The sequence below is a fragment of the Kineosporia rhizophila genome (assembly GCF_021277265.1).
Lineage (GTDB): Bacteria > Actinomycetota > Actinomycetes > Actinomycetales > Kineosporiaceae > Kineosporia > Kineosporia rhizophila.
Window position 1 is genome coordinate 158411 of sequence record NZ_JAJSOH010000008.1, and the last position, 15390, is coordinate 173800.

Annotated in this window: 10 protein-coding genes; 6 read left to right on the forward strand and 4 right to left on the reverse strand. The window is 71.2% G+C overall.

Features of this window, described 5'->3' with window-relative positions:
* Window position 1 precedes the first annotated feature (1 nt).
* Window positions 2-556, reverse strand: a complete 555-nt coding sequence (locus tag LWF15_RS14575) for an NUDIX hydrolase (RefSeq protein ID WP_232811335.1) — start codon at window positions 554-556, stop codon at window positions 2-4.
* A 137-nt stretch (window positions 557-693) separates the two neighbouring features.
* Between LWF15_RS14575 and LWF15_RS37515 the strand changes: the two genes are divergently transcribed.
* From LWF15_RS37515 to LWF15_RS14590, 3 genes are all read left to right on the forward strand, one after another.
* Window positions 694-1905 carry an NUDIX domain-containing protein gene (locus LWF15_RS37515; RefSeq protein ID WP_232811336.1) on the forward strand — a complete coding sequence of 404 codons (1212 nt, stop codon included), beginning with the start codon at window positions 694-696 and terminating at the stop codon, window positions 1903-1905.
* A 112-nt stretch (window positions 1906-2017) separates the two neighbouring features.
* Window positions 2018-4135, forward strand: coding sequence for an Eco57I restriction-modification methylase domain-containing protein (locus LWF15_RS14585; protein ID WP_232811337.1), 2118 nt, complete (start codon window positions 2018-2020; stop codon window positions 4133-4135).
* A 164-nt stretch (window positions 4136-4299) separates the two neighbouring features.
* Entirely contained in the window at window positions 4300-5415 is a 1116-nt protein-coding gene (locus LWF15_RS14590; protein ID WP_232811338.1) for a glycerophosphodiester phosphodiesterase, read from the forward strand.
* A gap of 315 nt (window positions 5416-5730) precedes the next feature.
* Here LWF15_RS14590 and LWF15_RS14595 read toward each other — a convergent pair whose 3' ends face one another.
* Complete coding sequence (locus tag LWF15_RS14595) at window positions 5731-7131, reverse strand: hypothetical protein (protein WP_232811453.1); 1401 nt, start codon at window positions 7129-7131, stop codon at window positions 5731-5733.
* Window positions 7131-8672 carry a PspC domain-containing protein gene (locus LWF15_RS14600; protein ID WP_232811339.1) on the reverse strand — a complete coding sequence of 514 codons (1542 nt, stop codon included), beginning with the start codon at window positions 8670-8672 and terminating at the stop codon, window positions 7131-7133. The genes LWF15_RS14595 and LWF15_RS14600 overlap by 1 nt, the downstream gene beginning before the upstream one ends.
* 216 nt (window positions 8673-8888) lie before the next feature.
* On the opposite strand from LWF15_RS14600, the gene LWF15_RS14605 reads away from it, so the two are divergent.
* The 3 genes from LWF15_RS14605 to pcrA are packed head-to-tail and all read left to right on the forward strand — an operon-like array spanning window position 8889 to window position 14020.
* Window positions 8889-10517: an ATP-binding protein gene (locus tag LWF15_RS14605; RefSeq protein ID WP_232811340.1), complete on the forward strand. Its 1629-nt coding sequence runs from the start codon at window positions 8889-8891 to the stop codon at window positions 10515-10517.
* On the forward strand, window positions 10514-11260 hold the full coding sequence (locus LWF15_RS14610) for a LuxR C-terminal-related transcriptional regulator (RefSeq protein WP_285616282.1): 747 nt from the start codon (window positions 10514-10516) through the stop codon (window positions 11258-11260). Before LWF15_RS14605 ends, LWF15_RS14610 begins: the two co-directional genes overlap by 4 nt.
* A gap of 60 nt (window positions 11261-11320) precedes the next feature.
* Window positions 11321-14020 (forward strand): DNA helicase PcrA, encoded by a 2700-nt coding sequence (pcrA, locus tag LWF15_RS14615; protein ID WP_232811341.1) that lies wholly within the window; start codon window positions 11321-11323, stop codon window positions 14018-14020.
* A 2-nt stretch (window positions 14021-14022) separates the two neighbouring features.
* Here pcrA and LWF15_RS14620 read toward each other — a convergent pair whose 3' ends face one another.
* Window positions 14023-15291: a glycoside hydrolase family 3 N-terminal domain-containing protein gene (locus LWF15_RS14620; RefSeq protein WP_232811342.1), complete on the reverse strand. Its 1269-nt coding sequence runs from the start codon at window positions 15289-15291 to the stop codon at window positions 14023-14025.
* Window positions 15292-15390: the final 99 nt, after the last annotated feature.

Genomic DNA, 15390 nt, shown 5'->3' on the forward strand with positions numbered 1-15390 from the left:
CTCAGGCGCCGAGCCGGCGGCCCTGGTGCGGGGCGGTGTCGATGCCTGTGTTGGCCGCGCCTACCCCGGAGGTGCCGTTGAAGCGCACGAACTCGGCCACGGCGGTGCGGGTGGGCTCGTCGGTGGTCTGCGGATCCATCAGGTCGCCGACCGGCACCCAGCCGGCCTCCAGCGCCTCGCCGGACGCCTGCACCGCGAACGGCTCGTCGACCTGCACCCAGAACAGGATGTCGACGCGGCGGGAGCCCGGCTCGACCACGGTGGAGAACGGCAGGCCGACCTCGACCCGCAGGCCGGTCTCCTCCTCGACCTCGCGCACGACCGCCGACGAGGCGTTCTCGCCGCGGTTGAGCAGGCCGCCGGGGAACGTCCAGCCGCGCCGGTGCCGCTGTTTCAGCATCAGCAGCGAGCCGTCGTGCTCGATCAGCGCGAGCGCGCCCACGGTGTGGCCCGGGGCGACCCGCCGGATGATCCAGAGGCGGAGGAAGCGGGGCAGACGACGGTAGAGGCTCAATGCCATCGCATACGGGCGGCGCACTATCTGACGGCCGGACATCCCCGCAGGATAGGGCAGATGCCCGTTTCCGGTGATTCGGGTGGTGCCCGGGTGACGTCACCGAGGTCACGATCCGGCGTCGCGTCGGCCGGACAACTGTCCAACAATGCCCGGCGGTAGGCATGTAGCGTCTTCGGGTGCCGTCCGCCGAATCGCAGCCCTCCCAGTCCCGGCCCAGCGCCCCCAAGCTCCGCCCGGTGCAACGGACAGCGGCGTACGGGGTGGTCAGCGACGGTTCCGGCGGTGTGCTGCTCTTGCGGGTGCCGGGCGGGAACGACCCGCAGGGGCGGTGGTCGTTGCCCGGGGGAGTGGTCCGGCACGGCGAGCATCCGCGCGATCGGGTGCGGGCCGGGCTGCTGGAGCAGACGGGTCTGCGCGCGGCGAGCATCACGCCGCGGGACGCCGGGGCCGATGTGGTGGAGCTGCCGGAGCAGGGGGTGAGCGTGCACACGCTGCGGCTGCTGTTCGACGTCACCCTGCCGGGCCGGCCCGCCGGGATCGGGGGTCCGGGGCGGCCGGCGGCGCTGAGCGAGGAGGAAGTGCTCGCCCATCAGCTGGAACTCGACCGGATCGACCGGCTGCCGGGGGAAGACCCGGTGGTCACCCCGGCCCCGGAGTCGCTGGGCGAGTTGCCCGCCGCGGTCGCCGTGGTGGTGCCGCCCGGTCCGGACCGGCCGGTGGCCCAGTTCGTCGGCCGGTTCATGGCCGAGGGCGAACTGGCCGGGCTGCCGCTGTCCGGGTTTCTCCGTTCCATGTTGCTGGGCGAGGGCGAAGGCGAAGACGAGGAACAGCCGCTCAGCGGCGATGTGACCCTGCTCGACCCACCGATCGATCCGGCTCTGTTGCTGCCGCCCCCCGAGCCTGCCGAGCCGGCGGTGGGGGATCCGGAAGTACCGGTCTTCGTGCAGCGCCCTGCGGCTTACGCGGTGCTGGTCGACGAGGACGCCCCCGGCGGTCCGCGGATGCTGCTGAGCAAATTCACCGGCAGCGCGAGCACCTGGACGCTGCCGGGCGGCGGGATCGATCACGGCGAGCACCCCCGGCTGGCTCTCCATCGCGAGATCTACGAAGAGGCGGGGCTGACGTACCAGGCCGGGCCGCTGATCGACATCTCCAGCCGGCACTTCGTCGGGCGCGCTCCGCACGGCCGGCTCGAGGACTTCCACGCGGTGCGGCTGATCTACGCCGGTTCGGTGCCGGTGGACCAGGAACCGCAGGTGATCGAGGTGGACGGTTCCACCGACGAGGCGGCGTGGATCCCGGTCGCCGACCTCACCCGGATGGGGGCGGTGCCCACGGCGCACGAGGCACTGGCGGCCTGGCGTGCGTATCGGGACGGAGCCGGCTGATGGGACGCTGGTATCGGGTGGTGCGTAAGACGAGTCGCAGTGTCCGCCGGGGCACACGGCGGGCGGTCCGGCTGGTCTGGGGACGCCGTCGGAAACGGTCGAGAGGGATGTGGTGAACCGTCGGGTCCGGGTTGCGCCGGAGCTGACCGGCCCGGCCGGGCTGGTGCTGGCCGCGGCCGCGGAGATCGCGGGTGATCTCGACCCCCAGCTCTGGCGTGACCAGGCTGTTCTGCTGGCGGTCGAGAAGGCTTGGCAGGCGGGCGACATGGTCACCGTCGGGGCGTTGGCCGGGGGGTACGACGCGCTGCTGCTCTATGTCCCGGCCGAGAGCGGTGGGGCACTCACCCTGCAGCCCATCGGGAACGCCGAGCGCCGGCACCGGGGGGCGTTCAGTACGCCTGCTGTCTATGCCGATTCGCTTGCCCGGCGGGCGATCCCGGCGCTACCTGCAGACGGCCGGACGCCTACGGTCGTCGATCCTGCCTGTGGTGCAGGGAATCTGCTGCGCGCAGCCTTGGCCCGCCTGCTCTCTCTGGATGTGCCCCCGGAGGAAGCGATTTGGGCGTTGCACGGTGTCGATGCTGACCCGGTCGCCGCTTCGCTGGCCCGTTCGGCCTTGGCGGCTGACCTGAGCCTGGCGGGGCGTCCTACGGAGCCCGCTGAATTGGAGCACCGGATCGTGGCCGGAGACGGCCTGTCCGGCGCCACGCCCAACCAGGCGGCGGCGGGGGCCGGGCTGACTTGGCACGAGGCCTTCCCCGCGGTGCTGGATGTGGAGGGGGCAGAGCCGGAGCCGGTCACCGGGTGGCGGGGCGGTTTCGACGTAATCGTGGCCAACCCGCCCTGGGAACGGCTGAAGGTGCACGCGCGCGACTGGGGTGGCGCGATCCCGGTCGGCCTGCGCGATCACCGGGCCGGTACGGCGAGGGCACTGCGCGATGCCGGTCGCCACCCGCTGACCGGTGCCGGGGAGCTCAACGCCTACCTGCCCTTCGTCGAGACCTGCTGGCGGTTACTCGCTCCCGAGGGCCGGGCTGCGCTGCTCGTTCCCGCCGGCATCGCCTCTGACCGGTCGGCCGCGCGCCTCCTGGAAGCCCTGTGCAACGCCGGTTCGCTCGGGCGTTTGCACCTGATCGAGCCCAGGGGGCCGATCTTCGCGGGGGTCAGCGGAAGAGTCGGCGTGGCGGTGGTCGAGCTGCGCGGTGGGCCTGCAGCGGCCAAGGAGCCCACACAGGCAGAGGTCGCGGTGGGGCTGGCGGGGCCGGACCAGCCTCCGGGCGAGCGTTCCTGGCAACTGCCGGCCCACCTGTTGCGTGTGCTCAATCCCAACACGGCCACCGCGCCACTGTTCGCCTCGGCGACCGACGCAACCATCGTCACCGAAGCCCACCGCCGCACTCCGGTGCTGCTACGGCGGGACCCGCTCACCGCCGTCCCTAGTTCTGATCCTTGGCAGTTGCGCTTGGTCACGCCGTTGCACATGACGCGTGATGCCAGGCATTTCCGCTCTGCGCCAGGGGAAGGGCTGGTGCCTCTGTGGGAAGCGAAGCACTGCGCAATGCTCGACCCCAAAGGTGGCTCGACCACCGCACCCCGCTACTGGGTGCCGATGGAACTGGTCCGGGAACGATACGGAGACCTGTGCGACCGGGGCTGGCTCGCCGGGTATCGCAACGTCTCGACCACCGTCGCGCCGCGCACACTGCTGCCTACCCCGCTCCCCGTCGTCGCCGTAGGCAATTCGCTGCCCCTGATCTCGGCGGAACGTCTGCCCCTGCTGCTGGCCGCCCTGTCCACGCTTCCGGTGGATTATCTGCTCCGGCAGAAGCACGCAGGCGCGAACGTGAACTTCTTCAAGCTGGAGCAGGTTCCGGTGCCGCCCCCGGAGGCCTACGACCAGCCATCGCCCTGGAGCGACGGCACGATCGCGCAATGGGTGCTGAACCGTTTCGCGCGGGCAGTGGTGTGGTCGGGCGAGCTGGACGGCCTTGCTGCTGAATTAAGGACGAGTGGGGTCGAGCTTCCGGGGCCGCTGTCGGCCGAGGAGGTGGCGCTCGCCCGGGCCGAACTGGACGCCGCGCACGCGGTGCTGCTCGGTTTCGACCGGATTGAACTTGTCCATCTGATCGGAACTTTCACCGCGTTACGTCGGCAGGACGAGATGCGGCACGGCGGCTGGGTGACCGCCGAACGGCTGCTGCGGGCCTACGACCGGCTGAAGGCTGAGTGAACACTCCGAACAACTGAACGCCGGGTAACTGAACTGCTGCGTAGTTCACCCGGGCGTCGTCCGGCGGACACGTCGTGTGGGGCCGGGCGTCGGTCTTTCTCGCTTTCCTCGCATCTCGGGGGCGCCGCAACGGCGAAGGTCGCCAGGGGCGCCATGGAGGAAAGATGCACCGTCGCACGGTCATCGCCGGCCTGGCTGTCACCCCGTTCACCGCAGCCGTGGCGCAACCGGCGCTCGCCGGACCGCTCGCGGTCTCGGCCAGTTCGCGCAAGGGGGCCACGCTGGTCATCGGTCACCGCGGGGCCAGCGGCTACCGGCCCGAGCACACCCTGGCCGCCTACGACCTGGCCGCCCGGATGGGGGCCGACTTCATCGAGCCCGACGTGGTGATCACCAAGGACGGGGTGCTGGTCTGCCGACACGAGCCGGAGATCGGTGGCACCACCGACGTGGCCGAACGAGCCGAGTTCGCCGACCGCAAGAAGACCAAGAAGCTCGACGGCGTCGACGTGACCGGCTGGTGGGCCGAGGATTTCACGCTGAAGGAGCTGAAGACCCTTTACGCCGCCGAGCGCCTGCCGGCCGTCCGGCAGGAGAACACGCTGTACAACAAGCGGCTTCGGGTGCCGACCCTGGACGAGGTGTTCCAGTTGCGCGCCGAGCTCTCCCGCCGGCTGGGCCGCCGGATCGGCATCTACCCCGAGACCAAGCACCCCACCTACTTCAAGGAACTCGGACTGCCGCTGGAGAAGCGCCTGCTGAACCTGGTGCGCAAGCACGGCCTGAATCACCCGGACGCGCCGATCTTCGTGCAGTCGTTCGAGACCACCAACCTGCAGCAGTTGCGCCGGCTGGGCCTGAAGGCGCCGGCCGTGCAGCTGCTGAGTGCGGCCGGGGCACCCTACGACCTGGTTGCCGCCGGTGATCCGCGCACCTACGCCGACCTGATCACCCCGAAGGGACTCGGTGTGATCGCCAAGTACGCGCAGGGGATCGGGCCGGACAAGAACCTGGTCATCGGCCGGACCGCGGCCGGTGCCCTGGGGAAGCCGACCGAGCTGGTCGACAATGCTCACGGGTCAGGACTTCTCGTGCATCCGTACACCTTCCGGGCCGAGAACAGCTTCCTGCCCAGCGACTATCGGGTGGGCGCGGGCGAGGCCGACTACGGGCGGGCGATCGATGAGCAGATCGCTTATCTGGCGACGGGAATCGACGGTTTGTTCACCGATCAGCCCGACATCGGGGTGTTCGCCCGGTCGGAGCGGGCTGCCGCCTAGCTGAACCTGTCACCGCTCGATCCCGGCGGCCCGGCGGCCCGGCGGCTTTGCGGCGCAGGGCCGGGGGCATGAGCGGTCCGGTGTAACTGGACTACTGGCCCGTCGCCGGGCTGGTCAGCGACCGTAGCCTCCATGCGGCGATGTGTACATCAAGTACACCTGGTACCGGGTGTACACGACGACGAACGGGGCTGGCCCTTTGTCGTGAAGGTTTCTGGTGACGGCCCGGGCTGAAGGCGCTCGAGAGAACCTGGACCAAACCGGATGCGCCCTCGCCCCGTTCACGGGGGCGAGGGCGCATCTGCTCGGCCGGGGTCAGTCGCTCTTCTGGGAGCGCCGGATCGCCGCCGCCATGAGGGCGATGCCGGCCCCGAGCATCACGGCCAGGGCCATTGCTCCGGGGTTGATCTGGGTCTCGCTGAACTGGCTGGTCAGTGCGGAAAGGCCGACCACCAGAAGGATCAGGCCCACGAGCACGGTGCTGAACCGCACGCCCGGGTGCCCCAGCGGCGGATGGGTCACGGGAGCTCCGGGGTGGCTGCCGGCTGGGGTGAAGTGCGGTGCGGGCTGGTTGGTGGGAGGCATTTCCGGGCCACGCTTGCCGGTGATGTAGCCGACGAAACCGGGCTTCCGCGAGGTCGACTCGTTCTCCGGGCGGTAGGGGGCGATCGGCTCGGCGGCGATGAAGGCGGCGGCCTCGTGCTCGACAGAGGACGAGTCTGCGGCCTTGGGTGCCTCCGGCAGGTCGAGCGGGTTGGGGTTGGGGTTGTCGGCCGAGCCCGTCGGGTCAGCCGGGTCGGTCAGGTAAGTGGGGTCGGCCGGATCGGTGGGGTTGATCGGGCTGGCCGAGTTCATCGGGCTGTCGGAGTTCGCAGGGTTGGCTGGATTGGCCGGATCAGTGGGTGTAGCCGGATTAGCCGGGTCTGCGGGATTGGCGGGGCCGGTCGGTTCGGCGGAGTTGATCGGGCTGGCGGGGTTGGCCGAGTTCGTCGGGCTGCCAGAGCTCGCAGGGCTGGCTGAATTGGCCGGATCAGTGGGTGTAGCCGGATTAGCCGAGTCGGTGGGATTGGCTGGGCCAGTCGGGTCGGCGGGGTCGGCGGGGTCGGCCGGGTCGGCCGGGTCGGCCGGGTCGGCAGGATCGGCCGGGTCAGCCGGGTCAGCAGGGTCAGCCGGGTTGATTGGGTTGGCCAGGCCAGCTGAGTCGACCGTGTCAGCCAGGTTGGCGTAGGGAGCCGGATCGGCCGGGGTGGCCGAGGTGGAGGGGTTTTCGGGTGCTGCCGGGGCACCGGGCGCAGCGGGCGCATTGAGCGCTGCGGGTGCATTGGCTGCTGCGGGCGCAGCGGGTGAGTTGGGCGTAGCGGGTGAGTTGGGCGTAGCGGGTGAGTTGGGTGCTGCGGGGGAGTTGGGCGTTGTGGCGGAGGGGGGCGCGGCGGGGGTCTCGAAGGAGCGGGTCTGGTCCAGCGGCACGGCCTCGAACTCGCGGGTCGGCTGATGCTGCGGCGTCGGAAGCTGCGCAGTGTCCCCGGAGCCGGAGCCGGAGCTGTCCCCAGAGTTGTACCCAGCGCTGCCCACGGAGCTGTCCCCGAAGCTGTTTCCCGAACTGCGCCCGGAGCTGTCGCTCGGGCTGTTCTCCGGGCTGTCCTCCGGGCTGTCCCCGATCGCGTCCCTGCTGTCCGGGCCTGCGTTGCCCGTGGTCTGGAACTCGTTGCCGGACATCAGTTGTCTCCGTCCAGGTCGCTCACGTCGGGGAGCTGCGAGGTCAGGTCGCTCGCCCCCTCCTGCACGATCTCCAGCTGCCCGGCCCCCTGCTGCACGTCGATCTTCAGCACCGGGTCGCCGGAACCGTAGGTCAGTACGCGGCTTTGCCGGTCCTGGTTGTTGCCCACGTCGTAGGAACTTCCGTCCGGCTCGACCACCTCGCCGGCGCCCATCTGCACGTCCACCTCTACCGGCACCGAGGCCGGGATGGTCAGGATCAGGTGTCCCACACCGAGGTTGGCGTCGACCTCGAGCGGGTCGGTCGCGGTGGCCCCGCTCAGCATGCTCGCCGAGGTCAGGTTCAGCCGGGCCTCACCGAAGCCCAGGGTGTACTGGGTCTCGGCGGCGTCCCGGGTCTGCGGCGCCCAGTTGGTCTCGCCGGCCACGGAGAGGTGCTGGTTGGTCTTGACCCCGGCGTGCTGGGCGGCCGCGCCGACCGCCAGGAACAGCGAGAGCAGGATGCCCAGGCCGGCCAGGCCGGGGCTGCGGCGCCCCATCAGTCCGTTCGCCACCACACCGCAGGCCAGCACGACGATCGCGGCGGCCAGAGCGGTCAGCCCGGCCCACCCGGGCAGGTCACCCGCGGCCTCGGCGGTCAGTACCGCGGCGGACGCGACCAGGGCGCCACCCAGGCTGAGCTGTCGCACCCGGCGCGAGGGCGCCGTGCGGGCCCGGGCCCGCTGGTGCGCCTCGACGCGGGCCCACGCCGCTTCCTCGTGGGCGGTCGGCTGCCGGTTGCTGAAGTCCTTGGCCCAGGTGTGCACCGCTTCGCCGGTCTCCCGGCCCCAGCGGGCGGCGTCCTCGGCCATCCGGCGGCTGCCCTCGTGCGTCCAGTGCGGCGCGCCGTGACTCGCCGGGCCCCCGCCGTGGTGCATTCCGTGCAGGCCCGGGTTGGACTGGCCTTCGGGCGGCTGCGGCAGCTTCTTGGCCATCCACCAGAGCCCGCCGATGATCAGCGCGGCCAGGACCAGCGTGCCGGGGAAGCCCCAGACCCCGCCGTTACCGAACCAGCTGCCGCCGCCCCCGCCGATCAGGGCCAGGGAGAGCAGGACCGAGGCGAAGAAACCGGCGCTGAAGTGGCCACGTACGGCCTCCTGCAGGTGGATCCGGCCGTCCTGCTGCTGCGGCATGAGCATCCAGCAGATGCCGTACAGCGCCACGCCCATGCCACCCACGATCGACAGGGCCACGAAGCCACCGCGGATCAGCGTCTGGTCGATGTTCAGGCGATGCGACAGGCCACTGGCCACGCCGGCGACCCAGCGGCCCTCGGCGGGCCGAGCAGCGCCGTACTCCCGAATGCGGCCGAAGAAGTCGTCTCCCGGACGGCGGTTCGGCGCGCCCGGCTCGGGCGGCGGACTCCAGCTTCCCGGCCCGCCGGACTGACCCGGGCCGGGGGCGCCGGTGCTGAACGGAGGCGGGCCGGCGGGCTGCCTCTGGTTGGGCGACGGGTCGGGCGATCCCCAGACCGCACCGCCCGGCTCCTGCGTTCCGGACATGAGATGGCCCCCTTGGTCATTGCTCGTGGTGCTCGATGGTTCGCGGCCCGCCGTGGTGGATGACCGGATGTCTACCGAAGATGCTGCTCGTTCCGGGCCGTCAAAGGGATCGGGGGTGCCCCCGAGACCACCCTGAACCAGAGACCGGGGTGGTTGGGGGAGCAGGCGAGGCTCGTCCCTGAGGGAAACCGTCGCCGTACGTGTGACGATTGCCCGGTGAGTACACCGCCTGGTCTGATCGGCCCGGACACGGGCCCGGGAGCACCTGGAAGGCCCGTTGTCCCGGGGCCGCCGGCCGTCCGCGTCGCCGCGGTCGGGCCGGTCGTCGGTCAACGCCCGCCGCTGATCCGCCCGCAGGACGATCGGATGCTGGCCGGCGTGGCCGCAGGGGTCGCCATCCACCTGGGGCTGCCGGTTCGCGCCGTACGGTTCGCCTTCGTCGTAGCCACGCTCATGGGTGGCCCGGGGGCGGTTCTCTATGCCTGGCTCTGGGCCCTGGTGCCGGATGAGTCCTCGGCCGCTGCGGCGGTCGAGCAGGCGATGCGGCAGTCCAACCGCACGCCCTACGCGGGCGGCCCGATCCTGGGCGCGCAGATCGGCGGCAGACCTTTCCCTGTTCCTCCGCTCACCGAACCGGCTCCTACCCAGCCGGAAACGCTGACGGGCCCACAAACGTCCGTAAAGCAAGAAAGCCCGCAGGGGCAAACCGAAGACGAGGGGGGCTCGGAAGAGCCCCAGCCACCGACGTCCTCAATTGAGACTGAAGACCCGGCCGGTGCCGCCACCGATGCTGCGCAGGCCGCCCGGGCCGCGGCCGTTGCTGCCGCGGTGGAGCAGGTGGAGCAGGAAGAACGTTCCACCCGGCGAACCCGGCTACGGGCGGACCTTTTTGCCGGGCTCTGCCTACTTGCTGCGACGGGCGTGCTGATCGCCTCCTGGAGCGGCTGGGAGGTACAGGCCGGGCTGGTCCTGCCCATGCTGATCGTGGCCTCCGGCGCGGTGATCGCCTACGCCCAGTTCGACGAGGCCGACCGTTCGCGCTGGTTCTCGCCCACCGGCTTCACCACCCGCGCCGCCACTCTGCGGCTGTTGCTGGGCGTGGTGCTGGTGGTGCTCGGCATCGTGCTGATGGTCCTGCAGAACACCGATCCGCTGATTCTTGGCCAGACTCTGCTGGCCACCTTCGCGGTGCTGGTCGGGGTGGCGGTGGTGTTCGCCCCCTGGGGCGTGCGGTTCTGGCGGGCATTGGATTCCGAACGTTCCGGCCGGGTGCGGGAGGCTGAGCGGGCCGACATCGCCGCCCATCTGCACGACTCGGTACTGCAGACGCTCGCCCTGATCCAGCACCGCAGCGCGGACGCCACCGAGGTGGCCCGGCTGGCCCGCGCACAGGAGAGAGACCTGCGCGGCTGGCTGTACGGCGGCGCGGACAACGACCCGACGATGATCGCGGCCCGGGTGCAGGCACTCGCGGCCGAGGCGGAAGACGTGCACAGTGCCGTGGTCGAGGTGGTCACGGTGGGCGACCGGCCGGTCGACGAGCGGGCCATCGCGTTGCTGTCGGCGCTGCGCGAGGCGGTGGCGAACGCGGCCCGGCACGCCGGTGGCGAATCGGTGCGGGTGTATGTGGAGTGCATGCCGGACGGGATCGAGGCCTTTGTCCGCGACCGGGGGCCCGGGTTCGACCTGGCCGCGGTCCCGGAGGACAGACTGGGCGTACGCGAGTCGATCATCGGCAGGATGGAACGGCACGGCGGATCGGCGCGGATCCGCAGCGAAGAGGGTGAGGGCACCGAGGTCCGGCTGCTCCTGCCGGACAACGGTTCTCCCGAGGAGGAAAAGTGAGTCAGGAAGCAGCCCCCGCCGTGAAACTGCCCGTGCGGGTGGTGATCGTCGACGACCACCGGGTGTTCCGCAGCGGGGTGCGGGCCGAGCTCGCCCCGGCGGTCACCGACGGCCGGCTCGACATCGTCGGCGAGGCCGGCGACGTGGAGGAAGCGATCGCCGTGGTCGCCCGGCACCGGCCGGACGTGGTGCTGCTCGACGTGCACCTGCCGGGCGGCACGATGCGCCCGGGCGGGCGCGAGGTGCTCTCCCGCTCGGCCTCGCTGATCGGCAACGGCAGCCTGGTCAGCTCCGGCCAGCCGGCCGAGAACAACGAGCCGGTCACCCGGTTCCTGGCGCTCAGCGTGTCCGACGCCGCCGAGGACGTGATCGCGGTGATCCGGGCCGGGGCGCGGGGTTACGTGACCAAGTCGATCACCGGCTCCGAGCTGATCGCCGCAGTGCTCACGGTGGCCTCGGGCGATGCGGTGTTCTCGCCCCGGCTGGCCGGTTTCGTGCTCGACGCGTTCGGCACCGGGGCCGGTGAGGTGGCGGCGGTCGACGACGAGCTGGACCGGCTGTCGGCGCGCGAGCGGGAAGTGATGCGGCTGATCGCCCGGGGCTACGCCTACAAGGAGGTGGCCAAGGAGCTGTTCATCTCGGTGAAGACGGTGGAGACCCACGTCTCGGCGGTGCTGCGCAAGCTCCAGCTCTCCAGCCGTCACGAGCTGACCCGGTGGGCGGCGGACCGACGACTGCTCTGACCTCCGCCAGGTTCGCGCTCTGGTCAAGGCTGTCGGTGCGGGCACGTAGGCTGATTTCCGATGAGCACGCTATTCGACCTCCCCGACGAGACGCCGGCGCCCAAGGGGGCCGCCGCGGCCGAACCGGCTGCCCCGGCCACCCCGGCTGCCCGTGGGGCCGCGGCCGTCCGGGCGGCGGCCCGGGCAGCCAAGTCCGCCGCCGGTCCGGCACCGGCGGCTCAGGCGGCTCAGGCGGCGAGTCAGCCCGCCGCCCAGTCGGCGGTCCAGGCGGAGGTCCCGCTCGAGGTTGCGCCGAAGGTCGCGCCGGAGGTCGAGAAGGCGGTTCCCGAGGCAGCAGTGGAACTGTCGCCGAAGGAGAAGGCCCGGCAGCTCGCCGCCGAGCGTTCGGCCAAGCGCTACCCCCTGCCCAAGATCGCCAAGGGCGAGGAGGAGCAGGGCGGGGCGCCGCAGCGTGACCTGCGGGCGATCGCCCCCGACCTCGATCCGGACAAGCTGGTCGAGGGGCTGAACGAGCAGCAGGCCGCCGCGGTGCTGCACCGCGACTCACCGCTGCTGATCCTGGCCGGGGCCGGCTCGGGCAAGACCCGGGTGCTCACCCACCGCATCGGCTACCTGCTGGCCGCCCGCGGGGTGCGGCCCGGGCAGATCCTGGCCATCACCTTCACCAACAAGGCCGCGGCCGAGATGCGCGAGCGGGTGGCCACCATGGTCGGCCCGCGCGCCTCCTCGATCTGGGTCTCCACCTTCCACAGCTCCTGCGTGCGCATCCTGCGCCGCGAGGCCACGCACGTGGGCCTGCGCTCCAACTTCTCGATCTACGACTCGGCCGACTCGCAGCGGCTGATCGGCCTGGTCGCCCGCGAGCTCGACCTCGACCCGAAGAAGTACCCGCCGCGCGGGCTCGCCGCCCAGATCTCGAACCTGAAGAACGAGCTGGTCGACGAGGAGACCAACTCCCACCGGATCGGCGAGGGCAACCCGGCCGAGCGCAACCTGGCCGAGGTCTACACCGGCTACCAGCGGCGGCTGCGCCAGGCCAACGCGCTCGACTTCGACGACCTGATCATGACCACGGTCAACATCCTGCAGGCCTTCCCCGAGGTGGCCGAGCAGTACCGGCGGCGGTTCCGGCACATCATGGTCGACGAGTACCAGGACACCAACCACGCCCAGTACGTGCTCATCCGCGAACTGGTCGGCGGCGAGACGGCCACCCAGCCCCGGCCGGCCAAGCCCGGCGAGCCGGAGCGGCCGCAGATCCCGATGGCCGAGCTCACCGTGGTGGGTGACGCCGACCAGTCGATCTACGCCTTCCGCGGCGCCTCGATCCGCAACATCATCGAGTTCGAGCTCGACTACCCGCAGGCCCGCACCATCATGCTGGAGCAGAACTACCGCTCCACCCAGACCATCCTGTCCGCGGCCAACGCGGTGATCGAGAACAACCCCGACCGCAAACCGAAGAAACTGTGGACGGCCGGGGCCGCCGGGGCGCAGATCACCGGTTACGTGGCCGACGACGAGCACGACGAGGCCGCCTTCGTGGCCGAGGAGATCGAGCGGCTGGGCAAGAGCGACAAGGTCCGCCCGGGCGACGTGGCGGTGTTCTACCGCACCAACGCACAGTCCCGGGCCTTGGAAGAGGTGCTGGTCCGGGCCGGTCTGCCCTACAAGGTGGTCGGCGGCACCCGGTTCTACGAGCGCCGCGAGATCAAGGACGCCCTGGCCTACCTGCGGGTGCTGGTGAACCCGTCCGACACGGTCAACCTGCGGCGCATCATCAACGTGCCCAAGCGCGGCATCGGCGACCGGGCCGAGGGCGCCCTGGTGGCGCTGGCCGACCGGGAGCGGATCTCGTTCGGCGACGCGCTGTTCCGCGCGCAGGAGGCGCCGGGCCTGGCCACCCGCTCGCTCACCGCCGTGAAGAAGTTCGCGCTCCTGCTCGACGAGCTGCGCACCCTGCTCGAGGGCGGCGCCGACCCGGCCATCGTGCTGCAGGCGGTGCTGGAGCAGACCGGCTACCTGGAAGAGCTGCAGAACAGCCACGACCCGCAGGACGAGACCCGGGTGGAGAACCTGGCCGAGCTGGTGGCCGTCACCCAGGAGTACGCCCGCACCACGCCCGACGGCAGCCTGCAGGACTTCCTCGAGCAGGTCTCGCTGGTGGCCGACGCCGACGAGATCCCCGACGAGGACGAGGACGAGGCCAAGCGCCGGGCCGACGAGGGGGTCATCACGCTGATGACCCTGCACACCGCCAAGGGCCTGGAGTTCCCGGTCGTCTTCCTCACCGGCATGGAGGACGGCGCGTTCCCGCACATGCGCTCGCTGCAGGAACCGAAGGAGCTCGCCGAGGAACGCCGCCTGGCCTACGTCGGCCTGACCCGGGCCGAAGAGCGGCTGTACATCACCCGCGCGGCCATCCGCAGCGCCTGGGGCCAGCCCAGCTACAACCCGCCCAGCCGGTTCCTCAACGAGGTCCCGCCCGGCCTCATCACCTGGCGGCGCAGCGAGTCCACCCAGATGCGGTCGCAGGCGAGCCCGGCCGTGGCCCGGCTCGCCGCCCGCCCGGGCGGCCGGGGGCCCGGCAACCGGCCGCTGATCAGCCTTTCCACCGGAGACCGGGTCACCCACGACGCGTTCGGCATGGGCAAGGTGGTCGAGGTGGTCGGCGAGGGTGACAAGACGGTGGCGCACATCGACTTCGGTGGTGAGGTGAAACGCCTGCTGCTGCGCTACGCCCCGGTCACCAAGCTCTAGTTCTAGGAGTCGCAGGTCATCAGGCCGGCCTGCAACTTCAGGGTCAGCACCCGGGTCGCGGAGGCCTCCACCTTGGCGGCGAACTCCTCGTCCTTGGCCGCCTTCGACGACAACGCCGTCATCATCGGGCGGGCCAGGTCCGCCTCCACGGTGAGCACCAGGTCACCCCCGGCCTCGACGAAGCGCACCGCGCGCTGGCCGGGGGCGACGTCGGCAACGGCCTTGGCCGCGCCCACGTCGTCGGTCATCACCACGCCCGAGAAGCCCATCTGCTCACGCAGCAGATCGGTGATCACCGCCGACGAGAACACCGCCCGGTTGTCCGGGTCGATCTGCTCGTAGGTGGCCGAGGACATCATCACCGCACCCGCCCCGGCGTTGATCCCGGCCCGGAAGGCCCCCAGGTACGGGTCGTCCACCGTGGTCTTCGTGTCCACCACGTCGCCGGAGAGGTCGGTGTTCAGCGGTACCCGCCCCAGCCCGGGGAAGTGCTTCACGGTTGCGACCACCCCCTGCGAGCGCAGGGCCTCGGTGACCGTCGCCACCGCCTTGGCGACCGTTGCGCTGTCGGTGCCGTACTCACGTCCGTACTTACCGATCGGGGGGTTGCGGTTCTCGGTGCCGCTGGGCACCACGTCGGCCACCGGCGCCAGGTTCATCGAGATCCCGGCCTGGGCAAGGTCTTCGGCCCAGCTCTCGGTCTCCTCGGTCAGACGGGCCGAGTCCCACTCGCCCTGCGCGCGGGCCCGGGGCAGGTCGCCCCACCGGGAACCGCGCAGCGACTGCACGGCCCCGCCCTCCTGGTCGATCGAGACCAGCGGCTCGATCTTCGCCCCGCCGGCCTCCATCGCCGGGATCCGGCCGATCTCCTTGAGCAGCCCGCCCGCGGAACGACCGCTGCGCCCGTGCAGGAACACCGAGCCCAGGTGATTGCGATTCACCACCGGCACCACTGCGTCCGCATCGGTCAGCGGGGTGCCGGCCATCACCAGCTGCCCGGCCTGCTCGGCGACGCTCATGGCCGACACCGCCGACTGCACGCAGGCGGTACCCGGATCGACGGTGGCCGTCGGCTGCGGGGATGCGGTGGGAGTGCTCGAAGCGGCGGGAAGGTCGCGGCTGTCGGCGGTGGGTGAGACACCGGGCTGCGCCTGCGGATCCTCCTCGCCGGCCGAGCAGCCGGACAGCACCAGACCGGTCGCCACCAGGCCGGCCAGTGCGCCTGCGCGCAGGAGAGGGTGCCGTCGTGGATGCCGGTAAGCCTCAGTCACCCCTGCAGCCTGTCATGTCCCTGGCCCCCCACTCCCGGTGAGGCGCCCCGCCACGGTGCCCACCCTCGTCCTCAAATTTCTGAACCATCACCGACGTGA